Raw genomic sequence first — 18,555 nt, forward strand, 5'->3', positions numbered from 1 at the left:
GCTCAGCGTCGGCGGTGGTCGTTGGGGGCGAGCCGGGGGCCGTAGCGGGGGGCGTGGGTGCCGGTGGCCAGCAGGAGGCGGCAGAGCCGGTGGCGGTGGGGGCGGTAGGGCTCCAGCAGGGCGAGCATCTGGGCGTCGTCGCTGCGGGGGCGGTCGGCCAGGGCCCAGCCGACCAGGTTGGGGAGGTGGAAGTCGCCGACCGAGACCGCGTCCGGGTCGCCGTTGCTGCGCTGGAGGGTCTCGGCGGCCGTCCAGACGCCGATGCCCGGGACGGCCGTCAGCCGGGCGAAGGCCTCCTCGTGGCCCATCGCCGAGGCCTCCTCCAGCCGCGGCGCCAGCCGTACCGCGCGCTGCACCGTGGCCGAGCGCTTGGGGTCGACGCCCGCCCGGTGCCACTCCCAGCTCGGCACCATCGCCCACTCCCGGGCCGACGGCGCCACCCGCATGCCCTCGGCCGGGCCCGGCGCCGGGGTGCCGAAGTCCCGCAGCAGGGTGCGCCAGGCGCGGTAGGCCTCGTCGGTGGTGACCTTCTGCTCCAGGATCGCCGGCACGAGCGACTCCAGCACCAGCCCGGTCCTGGTCAGCCGCACCCCCGCCGTGCGGCGCTGGGCGTCCCGCAGCGGGCCGGGCGGCAGCACCAGCGCCTCCGGGTGGTCCTGCGCACCGAGCAGCACCGGCAGCCGCTCCAGCAGCCAGGGCGCACCCGGCCCCCAGGCGGTCGCCTCCACCTCGCCCGCGCCGGGGTGCGCGAGCACCCGCAGGGTGCCGATCCCGGCCGGGGTGCGGGAGGCGCGCCAGACGGCACCGTCGCCGGTGGTCCGGTACGAGGGGTCGGCGGGGCCCCGGCGCAGCGGCAGCAGGGTCCGTGCCGCGTCGAGCGGGAAGCCCGGCCGCCAGCGCCGTACCGACCCGCTTGCGCCCGTCACTGCCGTCGCCTCCTGTGTCGCCCGGGGCCATGAACGATACGCGGGGGCCGGGAGGCGCGGTGAACGGCTGGGCGGGCCGCGGGAGTTACGGGGCCTGGAGTCTGACCGCGGCGGTGCGCAGGGCGGGCAGCCGGGCGTAGAGGGACTTGCCGGGGCACTCGGTCTTGAAGGCGTCGCGGTGGCCGGAGACGGTCTCGAAGTCGACCACCGTGCCCTTGGGGTAGCGGCTGGCGTCGGAGGCGGAGGTGAGCTTGGCGTGGCCGTCGGCGGCCTGTCCGGTGAGGCCGAGCTTCCAGGCCGCGACGGCGGCGAGGCCGTTCAGGAGGTGCTGCGGCGGGGCGGCGTCGACGTAGGTGCCGATGGCGGCCACGCCGGAGGTGTCGGTGTTGAAGCCGAGGGTGTGGGCGCCGTGGACGGGCTGGTCGACGCCGCCGGCCCGGCCCTCGTAGACGGTGCCGCAGCGGTCGACCAGGAAGTTGTAGCCGATGTCCCGCCAGCCGCTGGTCTTGACGTGGTACTGGTAGATCGACCTGATCACCCGGGGGGTGTCGGAGCAGGCGTAGTCGGTGGCGGTCGCGGTGTGGTGGACGAAGACCACCTTCACCGGGCCGGTGTATTCGTAACCGGGTTCGCGGATGGACTCGTCGGCGCCCCAGCCCGCCCGGGTGACGATGGCCGGGCGCGGGGCCCGGTGACCGTCCGGCTCGGCCGCGGGCAGGCTGCGGGTGGCGGCGGGCGCGGCCGCCCCGGCGCTGGGGTCGACGAGTTCGAGCCGCAGACCGGGCGGCGGTCCGGCCGGGCCGGGCCGGACCTCGACCGCGACGCCGTCGCTGCGGCCGGTCCACAGCGGGGCGGTCGCGGCGTGCGCGGCGTGGTCGGGGCCGTCCTCGGTGTCGGCCTCCAGGGTGTGCCAGTCGCCCCAGCGGCCGGTGGCCGCGTCCCGGGTGCGGACCCGGACGGCGCCGTCGGCCAGCGCCCCGGCCGGGCCGTCCCAGCCGACGCCGAGGAGTTCGAACGGTCGGGTGGTCGTCGGTGCGAGCCCGGTCCCGGCGGGCAGCGGCAGTGCGACGGTCGAGCCGCCGCCCGGGAAGTCCCGGCGCTCGGCGGCGGGGGCAAGGGGCACGGCGGAGGCGGCGGGAGCGGGCTGGAGCAGCAGGGCGGCGGTGCAGCCGGCCAGCAGCGCGGCCGGGAACGGGCGGCGCACGGCCCTGGCGGCGCGGTGCGCGGCCCGGCCCCAGGGGGGCACGGCTGCGCCCGGGGAGTCCACGGCTCCGCCCGAAGGGTGCACGGCGTTGTCCGAGAGGCGCGCAGCGTCGTCCGCGAGATGCGCGGCATTGTCCGAAAGATGCATAAAGGGGATCGTCTCCGCAAACCGGACCGCCCGCCACGCCGCCTCGCGCCCTCCCGGCCGCCCCTCCCGACCGTCCACCCGAAGGCCGTAGGCTGGGGCGCACCATGACTGCGCCATTCGCTGCCGATGCCCGCACCCCCGTCGAGCTGCTGCACGCATACCTGCGCGGCGGCACCCCTTCGGTCGATCCCGCGGCCCCGCTGGTCACCTTCTACGACGACGCCACCGGCGAACGGGTGGAACTGTCCGCCCGGACGTTCGACAACTGGGTCGCCAAGACCGCCAACCTCCTCCAGGACGAACTGAACGCCGGCCCGGACGACCGCGCCGCCCTGCTGCTGCCCGCCCACTGGCAGAGCGCCGTGTGGCTGCTGGCCTGCTGGTCGGTCGGCGTGACGGCGGTGCCGGACGGCGACCCGGCCGCCACCGACCTGGTGGTGAGCGGCCCGGACGGCCTGGAGGCCGCCCAGGCCTGTGAGGGCGAGCGGGTGGCCCTCGCCCTGCGCCCGCTCGGCGGACGCTTCCCGCAGCGCCCGGACGGCTTCCTCGACTACGCCGCCGAGGTGCCCGGCCAGGGCGACCGCTTCGCGCCGTACTCCCCCGTCGCCCCGGACGGGCCGGCCCTGGAGACCTCGGTGGACGGGCTGCCGCTGAAGCTGACCGGCGAGCAGACCGTGGCGCTGGCCCGGGAGGGCGCCGTCCGCCTCGGCCTCAAGCCCGGCGACCGGGTCATGTCCACCCTCTCCTTCGACGACTGGGCGGGCCTGGAGGCCGGCCTGCTGGCCCCGCTGGCGGCCGGCGCCTCGGTGGTGCTCTGCCGCAACTCCCAGGGGCTGGACGCCACCCAGTGGGAGAAGCGGACCGAATCCGAACGGGTGACTGTCCGCCTCGGCTGACCCCGGCGCCGTCCCGGCGGGTAGGGATCCCTGCCATGGCCGAGGACGAGACCGAGCACCCCCCGACCGACGGAACTCCCCCGACGACCGCTCCCCCGAGCGGACCCGGACGCCCGCGCAGGCGCCGGCGGTGGCTGATGATCACCGCCGGCGTCGTCGCGTTCCTGCTGGTCGCCACCGGCGCGCTGCTCTGGATCGCGTACCGCAAGCTGGACGGCAACATCAGGACCGACTCGGCCACCGACCAGCTGCTGGCCAGGCTGGAGGCCGAGCGCCCGAGCCGCACCGCGGGGGCCGACGGCGCCGAGAACATCCTGCTGATCGGCAGCGACGACCGCTCCGGGGCGAACGCCGGGTACGGCGGCGAGCCCGGCACCCAGCGCTCGGACACCACGATCCTGCTGCACCTGGCCGCCGACCGGAAGCACGCGACCGCGGTCTCCGTCCCCCGGGACGTCATGGTCACCGTGCCCTCCTGCCAGAAGCCGGACGGCAGCCGCAGCAAGCCGGGCACGATGCAGTTCAACTGGGCCTTCGAGCTGGGCGGCCCGGCCTGCTCGATCCGCGCCGTCGAGCAGCTGAGCGGCATCCGGATCGACCACTACGTGATCCTCGACTTCAACGGCTTCAAGACCATGGTGAACGCGGTCGGCGGGGTCGAGGTGTGCGTGCCGCAGCCGATCCACGACAAGGACGCCAAGCTGGACCTCCCGGCCGGGCGCCAGGTGCTGCACGGCGAGCAGGCGCTCGGCTACGTCCGGGCCCGGGAGAGCCTCGGCGACGGCAGCGACACCCAGCGGATGGGCCGTCAGCAGCAGTTCCTGGCCTCGCTGATCCGCAAGGTGCAGTCGCAGGGGGTGCTGCTGAACCCGGCCAAGCTGTGGCCGGTGCTGAACGCGGCCACCTCCTCGGTGAAGGCGGACGGCGGGCTGTCCTCGCTCGGCGCGCTCTACGACCTCACCCAGGACCTGCGCGGCATCCCCTCGCCGGACGTGGTGTTCCTGACCGCGCCGCGCCGCCCGTACCGCTACGACTCGGACCGGGACGAGTTCGTGCAGCCGCAGACCGGCCAGCTGTTCGACGCACTGCGCGCCGACCGGCCGATCGCCGTGCAGCCGCCCGCCCCGACGCCCACGCCGGGCGCCCGGGGCGCCGTGGGTGCCGGCCCTGGCACCGGCACCGGCACCGGCCCTGGCTCCGACGGCGCGACGGCGGGCGCGACGGCGTCACCCTCGGCGAACGCCTCGCCCACCTTCGAGGGACGCACCGCCGACGTGGACGCCTGCGCCCAGCACTGATCCCCCCGCATGGACTTTGCCCGGCCATTACTTTTCCGTGACGGTTCTCATACCAGGAACGATTCCCCCGTTCGGCTCGTCTAGTGTGTCCGGACCGACCCACCGCCCGGGTGGGCCGCCGCCCGTGACCGGCCGGACGTAGGGAATCCCGTGCAGCAGGAACAACCGAACACCGGCCGGTTCAGCGGGGAAGGCCGCCGGGAGGCCCGCCTGCGGGCGGCCGCGGCCGCCAAACGCAGGCGGCGCCGGCGGGTGCTCAGGTGGACGGCGGGGACCGGCGCGCTGGCGATGGTCGCGGGCTGCGGCGGGGCGTACTACCTGTACCGGCACTTCAACTCCAACCTGACCTCGGTCAAGGTCCAGCTGGGCGACGAGGCGGAGCGGCCCAAGGCCGCCGGGGACGCGCTGAACATCCTGGTGATCGGCACCGACAGCCGGCAGGGCCTCGGCCGCGAGTACGGCGACGAGGGCAGCTCCGGGCACGCCGACACCACGCTGCTGTTCCACGTCGCCAAGGACCGCTCCAACGCGACGGTGGTCAGCATCCCGCGCGACCTGATGGTGCCGATCCCGGAGTGCCAGGACGGCCAGGGCAAGCGGATCCCCGGCTCGGCGCGGGACATGTTCAACAACAGCCTCGGCCAGGGCGGTCGCGACGCGGGCTGCACCTGGAAGACCGTGGAGAAGGTGACCGGCATCCGGGTCGACCACTTCGTGCAGGTCGACTTCGAGGCGGTGAAGACCCTCTCCACCGCCGTCGGCGGGGTCGAGGTCTGCGCGGCCAAGGACATCGACGACAAGGGCTCGCACCTGAAGATGTCCAAGGGCCGGCACGTGGTCCAGGGCGAGGAGGCGCTGGCCTTCGTCCGCACCCGGCACGCGGTCGGCTTCGGCGGCGACCTCACCCGGATCCCGCTCCAGCAGCAGTTCATCAGCTCGATGATCCGCAAGATCAAGAGCGACGGCACCCTGACCAACCCGGGCAAGCTCTACCAGCTCGCGGACGCCGCCACCAAGGCGCTCACCGTGGACTCCGGCATCGGCAGCGTGGACAAGCTGAAGGACCTGGCGCAGGACATCAGCAAGGTGGACACCAAGAACATCACCTTCACCACCGTGCCGGTCCTGGACGACCCCAAGGACGAGGACCGGCTGATACTCCAACAGCCGGACGCCGGGCAGGTGTTCGCGATGATCGCGGGCGACCGCTCGCTGACCGAGACCGCCGCCCCGTCCGCCGAGCCGGCGGCCCCCGCGGCGCCGAGCGCCACCGCCCCGGCGGTGGACGCCAAGGACGTCCCGGTGACGGTGCGCAACGGCAGCGGGACCCGCGGGCAGTCCGGACCGACGGTGGACCGGCTCAAGGCCAAGGGCTTCGCCCGGGCCGCGGTCGGCTCCGACGCGACGCCCGCCGCGACCACCACGGTGTCCCACCCGGCCGGGCGGGAGGCCGAGGCGGCCGCGCTGGCCGCCGCCCTCGGGCTGCCCGCCGACGCCGTCCGGCCCAACCCCGCGGCGGCCGCGAAGGACCCGCTGCTGCTGGTGCTCGGCAAGGACGTCCTGGCGGCCCCGGCGCAGGCGCCGACCGAGGCGCCGAAGGACCTGCAGCGGGTGCAGGCGGACGACGAGGACGTGTGCGCCAAGTAGCCCCGCCCGGCGACCGCGGGTCCGATGGCCCCCACCCGGCTACACCGGGCTGAGCGTTCCGTCCGTCTCGCGGTAGGCCTCGCCGGTCCGCGGGCAGGTCCAGAGCCCCGGGCCGGACGGCCGCAGCGGCTCGCCGGCCCGGCCGACCCAGCCGATCCGGCGGGCGGGCACCCCGGCCACCAGGGCGAAGTCCGGAACGTCCCGGTGCACCACGGCACCGGCCGCGACCAGCGCCCAACGGCCGACCGTCACCCCGGCGACCAGCACCGCGCGGCCGCCGATCGAGCAGCCCCGGCGGAGCGTCACCGGCTCGGCGTGCCAGTCGGGGCGGCCCTTGAGCCGGCCGTCGGGGGTGACCGCGCGCGGGTGGCGGTCATTGGTCAGCACGGCGGCCGGACCGATGAACACCCCGTCCTCGACCACCGCCGGCTCGTACACCAGCGCGTGGTTCTGCACCTTGACCCGGTCGCCGATCCGCACGCCCGGGCCGAGGTACGCGCCGCGGCCGATCACGCACTCCGCGCCGACCACTGCGTCCTCGCGGACCTGTGCCAGGTGCCAGACCCTCGTCCCGGCGCCGAGCACGGCCCGTTCGTCGACGTCCGCGCCCGGTTCGATCCGGGCCGCGTCCGCTCCGTCCTCAACTGTCCCCATGCGGACCGACGGTAGCCGGTCCGGGGCGCAGCGTGAGGGTCGATCCACAAGGTCAACCCGCTTGGGAGAGCACGTCCTTCGGGGTCGGGCGGACACTCCCTATCACCCGGCGGGCCAGTGAGCGGGGCGAGGTGATGAAGCCGAAGCCCCAGCTGAGGTGCATGGTGGCGAGCGCCACCGGCAGCAGCGCCCTGGCCCGCAGCGACAGCCCGCGGCCCTCGACCACCGAGCCGCCGAGGATGCCCAGCAGGTAGACGCCGGGCACCGCCAGGAAGGCCGGGTGGACGGCGGCGCCGAGCACCAGGCCGAGCACCACCGCGAGCAGCGCGCTCGGCGGGGCGAGGTAGCGCAGGTTGACCGAGCCGCGGTGGTAGCGGGTGACCACCCGGCGCCAGCGGCCGTAGTCCTTGTACTGCTTGGCCAGCGCCCGGACGGACGGCCGGGGCCGGTACGTCACCTTCAGCTGCGGGGTGAACCAGACCAGCCCGCCGTCCTGGCGGATCCGGTAGTTCAGCTCCCAGTCCTGGGCGCGGATGAACTCCTCGTTGTAGCCGCCGAGCTTCTCCAGCACCTCGCGCCGGAACACCCCGAGGTAGACGGTGTCCGCCGGGCCGGCCAGGCCGCCGGTGTGGAAGGCCGCGTTGCCGACGCCGATCTTGGAGGTCATCGCGGCGGCGACCGCGTTCTCCCACTCGGTCTCGCCCTCGGCGTGCATGATGCCGCCGACGTTGGCGGCGTCCATCTCACCGAGCAGCCGGACCGCCGTGGTGATGTAGCCGGGGGTGAGCAGGCCGTGGCCGTCCACGCGCACCACTATCGGGTACTGCGAGCCCCGGATCGCGGCGTTCAGCCCCGCGGGAGTGCGGCCGGTGGGGTTCTCCACCGTGCGCACCCGCGGATCCTCGGCCACCAGCTCGGCCGCGATCTCCGCGGTGCGGTCGGTGGAAGGGCCGAGGGCGATCACCACTTCCATCGGCCCGGGGTACTCCTGGTCCAGGATGCGCCGGACCGCCGTGCGCAGGTGTCGTTCCTCGTTGAGCACCGGCATGATCACGGAAACAGCCGGCAGCTCCTCAGCAGCCTTGGTGTTCATCGGGGCCAACCGTACCGGTGTCGACGTCTCTCCGTCTTGTCCCGGTTCGGCGGCCCCCGGTCCCCCGAAGGGCGGTACCGGCGCCGTGATCAACATCACCGTACCGCCCCGACCGTCCGAACCCGAATCGGCGGGGGAACCGTGCAGGTTCGGCGTAGGTTCCGCGTGCCTGGTGAACGGCGGTGAACAGGGCGGATCGGGCCGTCGGCGGCCGCCGACGACGCGGGGGCCGGGTGCCCGTGAGCACCCGACCCCCGCTGTTCCCCCGTTCCCCGTGGGTTCCCCCGTTCCCCGCGGGTTCCCCCGTTCCCCCGTGGGGTGACCCGACGTCCCCGTCGTCGGGTCAGTCCGTCGCGATGGCCGCGAGGACGTTCATGCGTCCGGCCCGGAAGGCCGGGACGAGGGCGGCGACCAGGCCGATCACCACCGAGGCGACCAGCGTGACCACCACCGTGGTGGTCGGGACGGAGAGCGTCCCGAGTCCCTGGTCCCGCAGCACCCGCTGGGCGGTGACGCCCCAGGCCAGGCCCAGCCCGGTGCCGAGCACCGCGCCGAACAGCGCGATCACCACGGACTCCAGCCGGATCATCCGGCGCAGCTGGCGGCGGGAGAGCCCGATCGCCCGCAGCAGGCCGATCTCGCGGGTCCGCTCCACCACCGACAGCGCCAGGGTGTTGACCACGCCGAGCACCGCGACGGTGATCGACAGGCCGACCAGGCCGTAGATCAGGTAGAGCAGGGTGTTGACCTGGGACTGGACCAGCTCCTTGTAACCGGCCTGGTCCTTGACCGTCAGCTGCGGGTACGGCTTGAGCGCGTCCTCCAGGGCGGTCAGGGTCTTGGCGACGTCGGTGCCGGAGGAGGCCTTGGCGAAGAAGGTCCGCACCGACGGCTGCTCGGCGGCCGGGACGACCTCGGCCATGGTGTCGAGGCCGACGAAGGAGCCGTCGCCCAGCAGCCCGCCCTTCTTGAACACCACGCCCACCGGCAGCTGTTGGGTGCGGCCCTTGCCGTAGTCGACGGTCACCCGGTCGCCGACCTTCAGGCCGTGGTCGGCGGCGAAGGTCTCGCCGATCCCGAGCGAGCCGCGTCCGACCGAGTCGACCGTGCCGGAGCTGACCGTGGGGTGGAAGTCGGTGCCGAAGAAGCTGGCCGGCACCGCGCTCAGGCCCGTCCGCGCGGTCTGTCCGCCGGGCAGCTGGAGCTTGGTCCGGAGGAAGTCCTCCTGGGTGGTGACGTGGTCGATGCCCGGGGTGCGGCGGACCGCGTCCGTCATCTCGGGGGTGACCGGGGCGCCTCCGCCCGAGATGATGTAGTCCACGCCCACCGACCGGTCGATCTGCGCGCTGGCCGAGCTGACCGCGGAGGAGCTGAACACCGAGGAGCCGATCACCAGCGCCAGCCCGATCATCAGGGCGGCGGCGGTGGCCCCGGTGCGACGCGGGTTGCGCATCGCGTTGCGCTGGGCGAGCCGGCCGGAGGGGCCGAACACGGTCGGCAGCAGCACCCCGAGCACCTTGATGACCACGGTGGCCAGCAGCGGGCCGAGCACCACGAAGCCGACCAGGGTGAGCAGCAGGCCCAGGCCCAGGTACTCGCCGCCGGTGGCCGTCCGGTCGGCCGTACCGGCGAGCAGCAGCAGTCCGGCGCCGCCTGCGGTGATCAGCAGGCCGAGGACGGTGCGGACGGTGTTGGAGCGGGCCTCGGCCGGGGTGCCGTGGTCGCGCAGGGCGGCCATCGGCGCGATCCGGCTGGCCCGGCGGGCCGGGATCCAGGCGGCGACGACGGTGATCAGGATGCCGACCGCGTAGCCGGCCGCGAACACGTCCGGCCCGATCTGCAGGTCGCTCGCGTTGATGCCCATGCCGACGGCGTTCATCAGCTTGATCAGGCCGACCGCGACGCCCAGGCCGACGGCGACCCCGAGGGTCGAGCCGAGTACGCCCAGGATCAGCGCCTCGACCAGCACCGAGCCGTTCACCTGCGCCCGGCTGCCGCCGATGGCCCGGAGCAGGCCGAGCTCGCGGGTGCGCTGGGCGACCAGCATGGAGAAGGTGTTGATGATCAGGAAGCCGCCGACGATCAGCGAGATGCCGGCGAAGCCGAGCATCGCGTACTTCATGAAGTCGAGGCCGCTGCCGATCGCCTTGGTGTTCTCGTCCTTCTGCTCGGCCGCGGTCTTCACCTGGTAGCCGGTGCCGAGCGCGGCGAGGGCGTCCGCCTTGAGCCGGTCGTCGCTGCGGCTGCCGTCGCCGAAGGCCTCGACGGAGGTGTACGCCTGCTCGCCGAGCAGCACCTGCTGGGCGGTGGCGGTGTCCAGGAAGGCCAGGGCCGCGCCGGGGTTGGTGGTGGTGAAGGTGGCGATGCCGGCGATGGTGAACTCGTGCTTGCCGCCGGCGTTGTCGACCCGGACCTTCGCGCCGAGGCCGAGCTTGGCCTTCTTGGCGGTGTCGGCGTCCAGCACCAGTTCGCCGGCGTTCTGCGGGACGTGCCCGGAGGTGATCCGCACCGGGTTGCGCGGGGTGTCGGTCCAGTTGCCGACCAGGGTCGGCGCGCCGCTGGTCGGGCCGACCAGTTTGTCGGTGGCCGGGTCGACCAGGACCGCGTCGTGGACCATGACCTGGCCGACGGCGGTCTTCACGCCGGGCAGCGCGGCGACCCGCTGGGCCAGCGGGACCGGGACGGTGGCGGGCTTGTCCCCGGGCTGCGGCTCCTCGTCGTCGGCCGGCTTGGGCGGCTGGACCGAGAGGTCGGAGGCGGTCGCGGCGAACAGCTTGGAGAAGGTGCTGGTGGCGGTGTCGGAGAACACCAGGGTGCCGGACACGAAGGCGACCGACAGCACGACGGCGATCAGCGAGAGCGCCATCCGGCCCTTGTGGGCGAAGAAGCTCCGCAATGCGGTTCTGAGCAGCATGGTTGCGTCCTCCCGCCGCTCAGCTGGTGCGCTTGCCGTCGAAACGGCGCATGCGTTCGAGGACGGAGTCGGCGGTCGGGGCGTGCATCTCGTCCACGATCACGCCGTCGGCGAGGAAGAGCACCCGGTCCGCGTAGCCGGCGGCGACCGGGTCGTGGGTGACCATGACCATGGTCTGGCCCAGCTCGTCCACCGAGCGGCGGAGGAAGGTCAGCACCTCGGCGCCGGCCCGGGAGTCCAGGTTCCCGGTGGGCTCGTCGCCGAAGATGATCTCGGGGCGGGCGGCCAGGGCGCGGGCCACCGCGACGCGCTGCTGCTGGCCGCCGGAGAGCTGGGTCGGGCGGTGCTTGAGCCGGCCGGCCAGGCCGACGGTCTGCACCACCTGGTCCAGCCAGGCCTGGTCGGGCCGGCGCCCGGCGATGTCCATCGGCAGGGTGATGTTCTCCAGCGCGTTCAGGGTCGGGAGCAGGTTGAACGCCTGGAAGATGAAGCCGATCTTGTCCCGGCGCAGCCTGGTCAGCTGCTTGTCCTTGAGGCCGGTGATCTCGGTGTCGCCGATCCGGATCTGTCCGGCGCTGACCGTGTCCAGCCCCGCCAGGCAGTGCATCAGGGTGGACTTGCCGGAGCCCGAGGGGCCCATGATCGCGGTGAAGCGGCCGCGCTGGATGTCCACGTCGACCGCGTCGAGCGCGATCACCCTGGTCTCGCCCGAACCGTAGGCCTTGGTCACCTGGCGGGCCGAGGCGGCGACGGCGGACGATCCGCCGGGAAGCTGGGGGTCGTACACGGCTGCTGCTGCCGTCGTCACTGGATTCTCCTCGGAAGTGGCCCGCCCGTCGGCCCCACCCTCCCGGCGCGGCCGGGTCGCGGACCCGACGGAGTCGGGCCGCGTTCGGATGGGTGGGGACGTGAGAACCACGTTAGGAGCCGACGTCCGGCCGCTCGTCCTCCGTCGGAATGAAGCACGGCAACCAAGGTTCTACGGGTGCGGGACCCCCTCCCCCCTAGGGGGTTCCGCGGGCCTTCTCGGGGACGCCCCGTACGGGGTCGGGCGCCGGTGGCTCAGCCGGTCAGGACCGGTGCCGCCAGCCGTTCGAGGGCGTCGGCGAAACCCTCCACCACGGGGACGAGCTGGGCGTCGGTCCGGCACTCGACCAGGGTGGTGCCGTCCTCCGCGACGGTGATGTCGCGGTCGAGCACGAACCAGCCCTGGGTGATGTGGCCGGCGCCCATCGAGCTGAGCACCGGGCGCAGCGCGTAGTCCACCGCGAGGACGTGCGCGGGCGAGCCGCCGGTGGCCAGCGGCAGCACGGCCTTGCCGGCCAGCGCGTACTGCGGGAGCACGTCGAGCAGGGCCTTGAGCAGGCCGGAGTAGGCGGCCTTGTAGACGGGGGTGCCGATCACGACGCCGTCGGCGCGGGCGAACAGTTCGGTGACGGCGACGATCTCGGGGTGGTCGAAGTCGCCGGCGAGCAGTGCCTGCGCGGGCAGGTCGCGGGCCTGGAAGGGGACGACGTGGTGGCCGCGGTCCACCAGGCGCGCGTCGACGTGGCGCAGCAGCCGGGTGGTGCGGGAGGTGGCGGAGGGGGAGCCCGAAACGGAGAGGACGGTGGCCATGGTTCACCTCTGGCTGGAAGCGGAGGGAGCTTCACGGCGGCCCGCTCGGGGCGGCCGCGGGTGGTGCTCGGCGGTGCCCGACGGTTCCGGCGGTCCCGGCGGGCGTGCTTCAGCGGCGACAGAGGGAACCGGACACGCGTTGCAGATCGACGTGCCGCCGACGCGTGAGTGCCCGACTCTGATCCATGTCCGGCATGCAAACACGGTGCATTCGAGCGGGTCAAGAATCGTTTCAGCAAACGGAACACGGGTGACGGTCGTGTTTCGCGCCGGAACGATCCGGTACGTGCATCAAAACTGCTACAAGAGGCCCGGTGGGCACCCCGGGGGGAGTCAGCCGGACCGGGGTCGGGCATCCTCGACGGCATGAACACGTGGCAGGAGGGCCGCCCGGGCGGCGGAGGGAACCCCTACGGAGGCAACGGTGGCGGCGCGGCCGAGCGGCCGCTGCCGGCCTCGCTGAACCCGCGCGGGCCCGGTGCGCCCGCCCCGCGGCAGCCGGGGCAGCCGTCCCGCCTCGGCGGCGTCCCGCCGCAGAACGCCCCCGGTGGCCCCGGCCGACCCGGTTCCGGCGGTCCGGGTGGGCCCGGTCGGCCCGGTGGCCCGGGCGGTCCCGGTGGTCCCGGCAGTGCCCGACCGGCCGGGGCCCGGCGCTGGCCGCGGCGGCGGATCGTGAAGTGGACGGTCTTCGGCCTGCTGATAGCCGTCATGGTGACCTCGGTGTCCACCTGGTTCTGGGCGGACTCCAAGCTCAACCACGAGAACGTGCTGGCCGACTACCCGAACCGCCCGGCCGCCGGCAAGGGCACCAACTGGCTGATCGTCGGCTCCGACAGCCGCGACGGGCTCAGCGAGTCCCAGATGGACACCATGCACACCGGCCACGACGTCGAGGGCAAGCGCAGCGACTCGATGATGATCCTGCACATCGGGGACCACGGGAACACCCTGATGAGTATCCCGCGCGACTCCTGGGTGCCGATCCCCGAGTTCAGGACCAGCAGCGGGAAGACCGTCAAGGCCACCACCTCGAAGATCAACTCGGCCTTCGCCAACGGCAACGGCCGGCTGCTGGTGCAGACCGTCGAGCTGAACACCGGCATCCGGATCGACCACTACGCCGAGATCGGCTTCGCCGGGTTCGCCGGCATCGTCGACTCCATCGGCGGCGTCGAGATGCACATCGACCAGGACATCAAGGACCGGGACTCCGGCCTCGACCTCAAGGCCGGCGACCAGACCCTCAACGGCGTCCAGGCCCTGGCCTTCGTCCGCCAGCGCCACCAGATGGCCGACCAGGACCTCGGCCGGATGCGCAACCAGCAGAAGTTCCTCGGCGCCCTCGCCCACCAGGCCGCCTCCCCGGGCACCGTGCTCGACCCGTTCACCTTCTACCCGCTGGTCGACTCGGCGCTCGGCACCCTGATCGTCGACGACGACTGCGGACTGACCGACCTGGGCTCGCTCTTCCTCGCCATGAAGGACGTCAACGGCGGCGACGGCAAGACCCTGACCGTCCCGATCGGCAACGCGGACTACCACACCAAGACCGGCGAGTCGGCGGTCCAGTGGGACGCCGCCAAGTCCAAGCAGGTCTTCGACGCCTTCAAGAACGACACCGCCGTGCCGGACATCAAGTAGCCGCGACTGCGGGTGACCGTCCCGACACAATGGGTGGATGTCACTCGTCACCGCACTCGTCTACCGCCGACGTCACCGCCTCCTGGGCCGCCTGGTCCAGGAGGCGCTCGCGCTCTACGGGATGGAGGTGCCGGCCGCCTGCGAGATCGGGCCCGGGCTCACCGTGTTCCACCGCGGCTTCGGCACCGTCCTGCACCCGTACACCACGCTCGGCGCGGACGTGACGCTCTACAACGGCGTCACCATCGGCCGGGCCGACCCGTGGGTGCCGCAGGAGCTCAGCGCGATGCGGCGGGTGGTGGTCGGGGACGGCGCGGTGCTGTGCGCGGGCGCCAAGGTGGTGTGCAAGGAGGGTGTGCTCACCGTCGGGGCGGGCACCGTGCTGGGCGCCAACGCCGTACTCACCCGCTCGACCGGGCCCGGCGAGATCTGGGCCGGGGTGCCCGCGCGCAAGGTGGGGATGCGGGAGGGGCACCGGATCCCACCGACCGTCCCCGCCCAGGCCCTGGCCTAGGTCCGGTCCCTGGCCCAGGCCCTGGCCCTGGCCCTGGCCGGCCGATCCTGCCGGACAGGGGCCAGGACATGCCACCGCCCCGGAGCGGGAGGTCGGCAGGTCCGACTCCCCGCTCCGGGGCGGTGGCTCATCAGCAGCCCCGGAGGGCTGTGATCAGGCGACCTCGCCGGACTTGGCGATCTTGATGGTGGCCGAGGTGCGGCCGCTCTGCGAGCCGAGGCCCTCGATCTTCTTCACCAGGTCCATGCCCTCGACGACCTCGCCGAAGACGACGTGCTTGCCGTCCAGCCAGTCCGTGATGATGGTGGTGATGAAGAACTGCGAGCCGTTGGTGTTGCGGCCGGCGTTGGCCATCGACAGCAGGCCCGGGCGGTCGTGCTTGAGCTGGAAGTTCTCGTCCGCGAACTTCTCGCCGTAGATGCTCTTGCCGCCGGTGCCGTTGTGGTTGGTGAAGTCACCGCCCTGCAGCATGAAGGCGGGGATCACGCGGTGGAAGCCGGAGCCCTCGTAGCCGAAGCCGTTCTGGCCGGTGGCCAGCTCGCGGAAGTTGCGAGCGGTCTTCGGGACCACGTCGTCGTAGAGCTTGAAGACGATGCGGCCGGCCGGCTCGTCGTTGATGGTGATGTCGAAGAAAACGTTGGAACCCATGCAGGGATCATGGCACGAGCGGCAAAGCGACGCGCGCCACCCCTCGGGGCCCGAGGTCACAACGGCGTGTTTCCGCCGCCTGCCGCTTCCGCCGACGCGCCGGAACGGCGGAGGCTAACCTCGATGTCGGGTTCGAGCCTTCGGGGGGAACGGCGCGATGGACGGCATGCGGATCGGCGAACTGGCCCGGCGCACGGGCGTGAGCGAGCGCTCGCTGCGGTACTACGAGCAGCAGGGCCTGCTGGTCGCGCAGCGCACCCCGGGCGGGCACCGGGAGTACCCGGCGACGGCGGTGGACCGGGTGGTGCACATCCAGGAGCTGTTCGCGGCCGGGCTGCGCAGCCGCACCATCAACAAGATCCTGCCCTGCATGCGGGACTGCGACGGCGGGCCGAACGAGACCGCCACGCCCCTGCTGGTCGAGGAGTTGACCGCGGAGCGGGACCGGATCGACCGGATGATCAGCGATCTGCTGCGCTCGCGGGAGGTGCTGGACGAGGTGATCGCCGGCGCCTCGGGGGCCGCGGCGGCGTAGCACCGGCCCGGGCCCTGCGGGCGGCCGTGGTGCCGGTCAGGCCTTGAGCTTGCGCCAGACGGTCTCCAGCGCCGCGATGTCCGCCTCGTCCAACCGGTCGGTGAACACCGGCGCCAGGACGGCCCGTCGGGTGGCGTCCGCCTCGGCGAAGAGCGCGCGGCCCGACCCGGTCAGCTCGATCCGCACCGAGCGCGCGTCCGAGGCGGAGGGCGTGCGGGAGACCAGTCCGCGCCCGGCCAGGGCGTCCACCACCCGGGAGACCTGACTGCGGCTCAGCATGGTCTTGGCGCCGAGGTCGGAGGCGGCCACCGGCTCCCGCTGCCCGGCCAGCCAGAGCATCACCTCGAACCAGGACAGCGGCAGCTCGTGGACCCGGGTGAGCTCCCGGTCGATCCGGGCGGCCAGGGTGGTGCCCGCCCAGACCAGGCCGTAGAAGGCGTGGTCCTGCTCCGTCAGCGGGCCCAGGGTGAGTTCGGCGCGGTCCATGTCGTTCATCGTACCGAGGTTGCGTGCGCGTGCACACAGTGCCTAATGTGTGCGTGCGCACGCAACACGCTGCCGTGCGGAACGTACGGGACGTACGAGAAGAGGGTCGACGCATGACCGAGAACAGCACCGCCGCGGACCGCCTCCGCGCCGCCCTGACCGACGCGGCCGCCGAGAACCGCGCCCGCGCCTTCCTCTACCGGTGGCTGGAGCTGCTGGAGCGGACCACCGGGGACGCCGAGCCGCTGCGCGAACTGCTCGCCGACGACCTGGCGATGACCCTCACCGACGGGCGGGTGCTGCACGACCACGACGAGGTCGCCGCCTGGTACCTCGGCACCCGCGAGGCCGTCCAGCTCAGCCTGCACCACGTCCGCGGGCTCACCGTCACCCCCGGTGCCGGCCGCACCTACGACCTGCTCATCGACTTCGACTGGCAGGGCATCGCCAAGGACGGCAGCCCGATGACCGCCCGCACCCGGCACGCCTGGACCCTCACCGACACCGGCGAGTCCCACCTGCGGCTCTCCCGCTTCGCGGTCACCGCCGTCGAGCCGTTCACCCCGGTCCCCGCCGAGGAGGCGCTCGCCCGCTTCGCGGCCGCCCGGACCGCCTGACACCCCCGACCGGCCCGTGGGCAAGGGGAGTTGAACGAATCCGGACCCTACAGCTCGACCTCCGCCACCACCTGGGTACCGCTCAGCTCGCCGGTCGGGCGGAAGCCCAGCCGGGTGTAGAACCCGACCGGGCCGTCCGGGCCGGGGTGGTAGGTGACCGTCGCACGGGTGCCGCCGCGGCGGCGGATCTCCGCGCAGACCTGCTCGACCGCGAACCGGCCGTAGCCGCCCCGCTGGTGGCCGGCGTCGATCAGCAGGCGCCAGAGGCCGGAGCGGGGGCGGTCACCGGGCCGGTCCGGGTGGAAGCGGAGGTCGAAGAAGGCCATCACGAAGCCGACCGGCCGGTCGCCGTCCAGGATCAGCCGGGGCCAGGCCGCCTCCCCGTGCACGTACGCCTCGGCCAGCGACGTCGCCACCGGCGCGACCAGGTGCTCCTGGTCCGGGCGGACCCGCAGGGCGAGGGCGGCGTCGATGGTGTCGGGGGTGAGCACGGCGAGGCTGAGCGCGGTGGACATGGCGGGCAGCCTAGGAGGTCCGGCCGCCCGCCGTCCGGGATTTTCCGCGCCGCCGCGCGCGCCCGCTATGAACCCGCTACGAGCCCGCCGGGAAGTCCGTGCCGCGGCCGACGGCGGCCCAGGTCTCGGCCTCCTGGCGGGCGCCGTCCAGGGTGCCCAGGATCGCGTCCACGGCGTCGGTGCCGAGCGCGAGCCGCAGCGGGGTCCGCTCCGCCGCCAGGGCGGTCAGGATCGCCTCGGCGGCCTTCGCCGGGTCGCCCGGCTGCTTGCCGTCGGAATCCGGCAGGCCGCTGCGGACCGGGCCGACCACCGGCTCGTACGCGGCGATCGGGGCGGACTGGGCGAGCGCGCCACCGCCCGCGAAGCCGGTCCGGAACGCGCCCGGCTCGACGATCAGCACCTTGATCCCGAAGGCCGCCACCTCCAGGGCCAGCGCCTCGGACAGGCCCTCCAGCGCGAACTTGGTCGCCGAGTAGGCGCCCACGCCGGCGAAGGAGAAGCGGCCGCCCATGCTGCTCATCTGCACCACGGCGCCGGAGCCCTGGGCCCGCATGTGCGGCAGCACGGCCCGGGTGAGCGCGGCCGGACCGAAGAAGTGCAGCTCCATGAGGTCCCGCAGCTCGCGGTCGGTGGACTCCTCGACGGCGCCGATCACCCCGCGCCCGGCGTTGTTCACCAGGACGTCGATCCGGCCGTGCCGCTGCACGGTCTCGGCGACCACGGCGGGGATCCGTTCCTGGTCGGTGACGTCCAGCTGCACCGGGACCAGCCGGCCCGGGTGGGCGGCGGCCAGCTCGGCCAGCGTCTCGGGGCGGCGGGCGGCCGCGACGACGGTGTCGCCGGCCGCCAGCGCGGCCTCCGCGATCGCCTGGCCGAAACCGGAGTTGGCGCCGGTGATCAGCCAGACCTTGCCGCCGCCGTGCTGCTCGGGGGTGTTGCCCATGACCTGTCGTCTCCCGTAATCGTCATGCCGTGCGCACAAGTTGACGATCATTTATGACATCCGGGCGGCCGGTCCGTCCAGGAAGGTTCGATGCCGGACGACGAACGGCCCCCGACCGCCGGGGCGCGGTCGGGGGCCGTTCGGGAGTCGTTCGGGAGTCGTGGCCGTTACGGGAGGTTGCGGGCCATCACGATCCGCTGGACCTGGTTGGTGCCCTCGTAGATCTGGGTGATCTTCGCGTCCCGCATCATCCGCTCCAC

General features: G+C 73.4%; 20 protein-coding genes. 7 read left to right on the forward strand and 13 right to left on the reverse strand.

Annotated elements, in window-relative coordinates:
* Positions 1-2: 2 nt before the first annotated feature.
* Together ACIP4P_RS44380 and ACIP4P_RS44385 are read right to left on the reverse strand one after the other, a co-directional pair.
* Entirely contained in the window at positions 3-926 is a 924-nt protein-coding gene (locus ACIP4P_RS44380; protein WP_400930007.1) for a DNA-3-methyladenine glycosylase family protein, read from the reverse strand.
* Between the two features lie 85 nt (positions 927-1,011).
* Positions 1,012-2,193 carry a peptidoglycan recognition protein gene (locus ACIP4P_RS44385; RefSeq protein ID WP_400930010.1) on the reverse strand — a complete coding sequence of 394 codons (1,182 nt, stop codon included), beginning with the start codon at positions 2,191-2,193 and terminating at the stop codon, positions 1,012-1,014.
* A 188-nt stretch (positions 2,194-2,381) separates the two neighbouring features.
* On the opposite strand from ACIP4P_RS44385, the gene ACIP4P_RS44390 reads away from it, so the two are divergent.
* From ACIP4P_RS44390 to ACIP4P_RS44400, 3 genes are all read left to right on the forward strand, one after another.
* A complete protein-coding gene (locus tag ACIP4P_RS44390) occupies positions 2,382-3,173 on the forward strand; it encodes a TIGR03089 family protein (RefSeq protein ID WP_400930013.1) in 792 nt (263 codons plus the stop codon).
* 35 nt (positions 3,174-3,208) lie between these two features.
* Positions 3,209-4,471 (forward strand): LCP family protein, encoded by a 1,263-nt coding sequence (locus ACIP4P_RS44395; RefSeq protein WP_400930016.1) that lies wholly within the window; start codon positions 3,209-3,211, stop codon positions 4,469-4,471.
* A 150-nt stretch (positions 4,472-4,621) separates the two neighbouring features.
* Entirely contained in the window at positions 4,622-6,118 is a 1,497-nt protein-coding gene (locus ACIP4P_RS44400) for an LCP family protein (RefSeq protein WP_400930018.1), read from the forward strand.
* 39 nt (positions 6,119-6,157) lie between these two features.
* Here ACIP4P_RS44400 and ACIP4P_RS44405 read toward each other — a convergent pair whose 3' ends face one another.
* The 6 genes from ACIP4P_RS44405 to ACIP4P_RS44430 form a co-directional block, all read right to left on the reverse strand.
* The gene (locus ACIP4P_RS44405; RefSeq protein WP_400930021.1) at positions 6,158-6,772 is read right to left on the reverse strand and encodes an acyltransferase; all 615 of its coding nucleotides are present in this window, start codon (positions 6,770-6,772) and stop codon (positions 6,158-6,160) included.
* A gap of 52 nt (positions 6,773-6,824) precedes the next feature.
* On the reverse strand, positions 6,825-7,865 hold the full coding sequence (locus ACIP4P_RS44410) for a glycosyltransferase family 2 protein (RefSeq protein ID WP_350517944.1): 1,041 nt from the start codon (positions 7,863-7,865) through the stop codon (positions 6,825-6,827).
* Between the two features lie 343 nt (positions 7,866-8,208).
* Positions 8,209-10,779, reverse strand: coding sequence for an ABC transporter permease (locus ACIP4P_RS44415; RefSeq protein WP_400930024.1), 2,571 nt, complete (start codon positions 10,777-10,779; stop codon positions 8,209-8,211).
* Between the two features lie 19 nt (positions 10,780-10,798).
* Positions 10,799-11,587 (reverse strand): ABC transporter ATP-binding protein, encoded by a 789-nt coding sequence (locus ACIP4P_RS44420; protein ID WP_400930027.1) that lies wholly within the window; start codon positions 11,585-11,587, stop codon positions 10,799-10,801.
* Positions 11,588-11,841: 254 nt separating this feature from the next.
* Positions 11,842-12,396, reverse strand: coding sequence for an NADPH-dependent FMN reductase (gene ssuE, locus ACIP4P_RS44425; RefSeq protein WP_350517941.1), 555 nt, complete (start codon positions 12,394-12,396; stop codon positions 11,842-11,844).
* Between the two features lie 109 nt (positions 12,397-12,505).
* A complete protein-coding gene (locus ACIP4P_RS44430; protein ID WP_400930031.1) occupies positions 12,506-12,607 on the reverse strand; it encodes a putative leader peptide in 102 nt (33 codons plus the stop codon).
* Positions 12,608-12,762: 155 nt separating this feature from the next.
* On the opposite strand from ACIP4P_RS44430, the gene ACIP4P_RS44435 reads away from it, so the two are divergent.
* Both ACIP4P_RS44435 and ACIP4P_RS44440 read left to right on the forward strand, forming a co-directional pair.
* Positions 12,763-14,037, forward strand: a complete 1,275-nt coding sequence (locus tag ACIP4P_RS44435; RefSeq protein ID WP_400930034.1) for an LCP family protein — start codon at positions 12,763-12,765, stop codon at positions 14,035-14,037.
* Positions 14,038-14,074: 37 nt separating this feature from the next.
* Positions 14,075-14,551 (forward strand): hypothetical protein, encoded by a 477-nt coding sequence (locus ACIP4P_RS44440; RefSeq protein ID WP_400930037.1) that lies wholly within the window; start codon positions 14,075-14,077, stop codon positions 14,549-14,551.
* A 153-nt stretch (positions 14,552-14,704) separates the two neighbouring features.
* On the opposite strand, the gene ACIP4P_RS44445 is transcribed toward ACIP4P_RS44440, so the two are convergent.
* Complete coding sequence (locus ACIP4P_RS44445) at positions 14,705-15,199, reverse strand: peptidylprolyl isomerase (RefSeq protein WP_350518905.1); 495 nt, start codon at positions 15,197-15,199, stop codon at positions 14,705-14,707.
* A 166-nt stretch (positions 15,200-15,365) separates the two neighbouring features.
* On the opposite strand from ACIP4P_RS44445, the gene ACIP4P_RS44450 reads away from it, so the two are divergent.
* Positions 15,366-15,734 (forward strand): MerR family transcriptional regulator, encoded by a 369-nt coding sequence (locus ACIP4P_RS44450; RefSeq protein WP_400930050.1) that lies wholly within the window; start codon positions 15,366-15,368, stop codon positions 15,732-15,734.
* Positions 15,735-15,770: 36 nt separating this feature from the next.
* On the opposite strand, the gene ACIP4P_RS44455 is transcribed toward ACIP4P_RS44450, so the two are convergent.
* The gene (locus ACIP4P_RS44455; RefSeq protein WP_350518906.1) at positions 15,771-16,220 is read right to left on the reverse strand and encodes a MarR family transcriptional regulator; all 450 of its coding nucleotides are present in this window, start codon (positions 16,218-16,220) and stop codon (positions 15,771-15,773) included.
* A 113-nt stretch (positions 16,221-16,333) separates the two neighbouring features.
* Here ACIP4P_RS44455 and ACIP4P_RS44460 point away from each other — a divergent pair, with 113 nt between their 5' ends.
* Positions 16,334-16,837 carry a hypothetical protein gene (locus tag ACIP4P_RS44460; protein ID WP_400930041.1) on the forward strand — a complete coding sequence of 168 codons (504 nt, stop codon included), beginning with the start codon at positions 16,334-16,336 and terminating at the stop codon, positions 16,835-16,837.
* 47 nt (positions 16,838-16,884) lie between these two features.
* Here the strand turns inward: ACIP4P_RS44460 and ACIP4P_RS44465 are convergent, their stop codons facing one another.
* From ACIP4P_RS44465 to ACIP4P_RS44475, 3 genes are all read right to left on the reverse strand, one after another.
* On the reverse strand, positions 16,885-17,352 hold the full coding sequence (locus ACIP4P_RS44465) for a GNAT family N-acetyltransferase (RefSeq protein WP_400930044.1): 468 nt from the start codon (positions 17,350-17,352) through the stop codon (positions 16,885-16,887).
* A 76-nt stretch (positions 17,353-17,428) separates the two neighbouring features.
* The gene (locus ACIP4P_RS44470) at positions 17,429-18,295 is read right to left on the reverse strand and encodes an oxidoreductase (RefSeq protein ID WP_400930047.1); all 867 of its coding nucleotides are present in this window, start codon (positions 18,293-18,295) and stop codon (positions 17,429-17,431) included.
* 167 nt (positions 18,296-18,462) lie between these two features.
* Positions 18,463-18,555, reverse strand: a 93-nt coding sequence (locus ACIP4P_RS44475) for an acyl-CoA dehydrogenase family protein (protein ID WP_132919430.1), incomplete at its 5' end; no start/stop codon positions are given.

The sequence above is a fragment of the Kitasatospora sp. NPDC089509 genome, assembly GCF_044749365.1.
In the GTDB taxonomy this organism is placed as follows: Bacteria; Actinomycetota; Actinomycetes; order Streptomycetales; family Streptomycetaceae; genus Kitasatospora.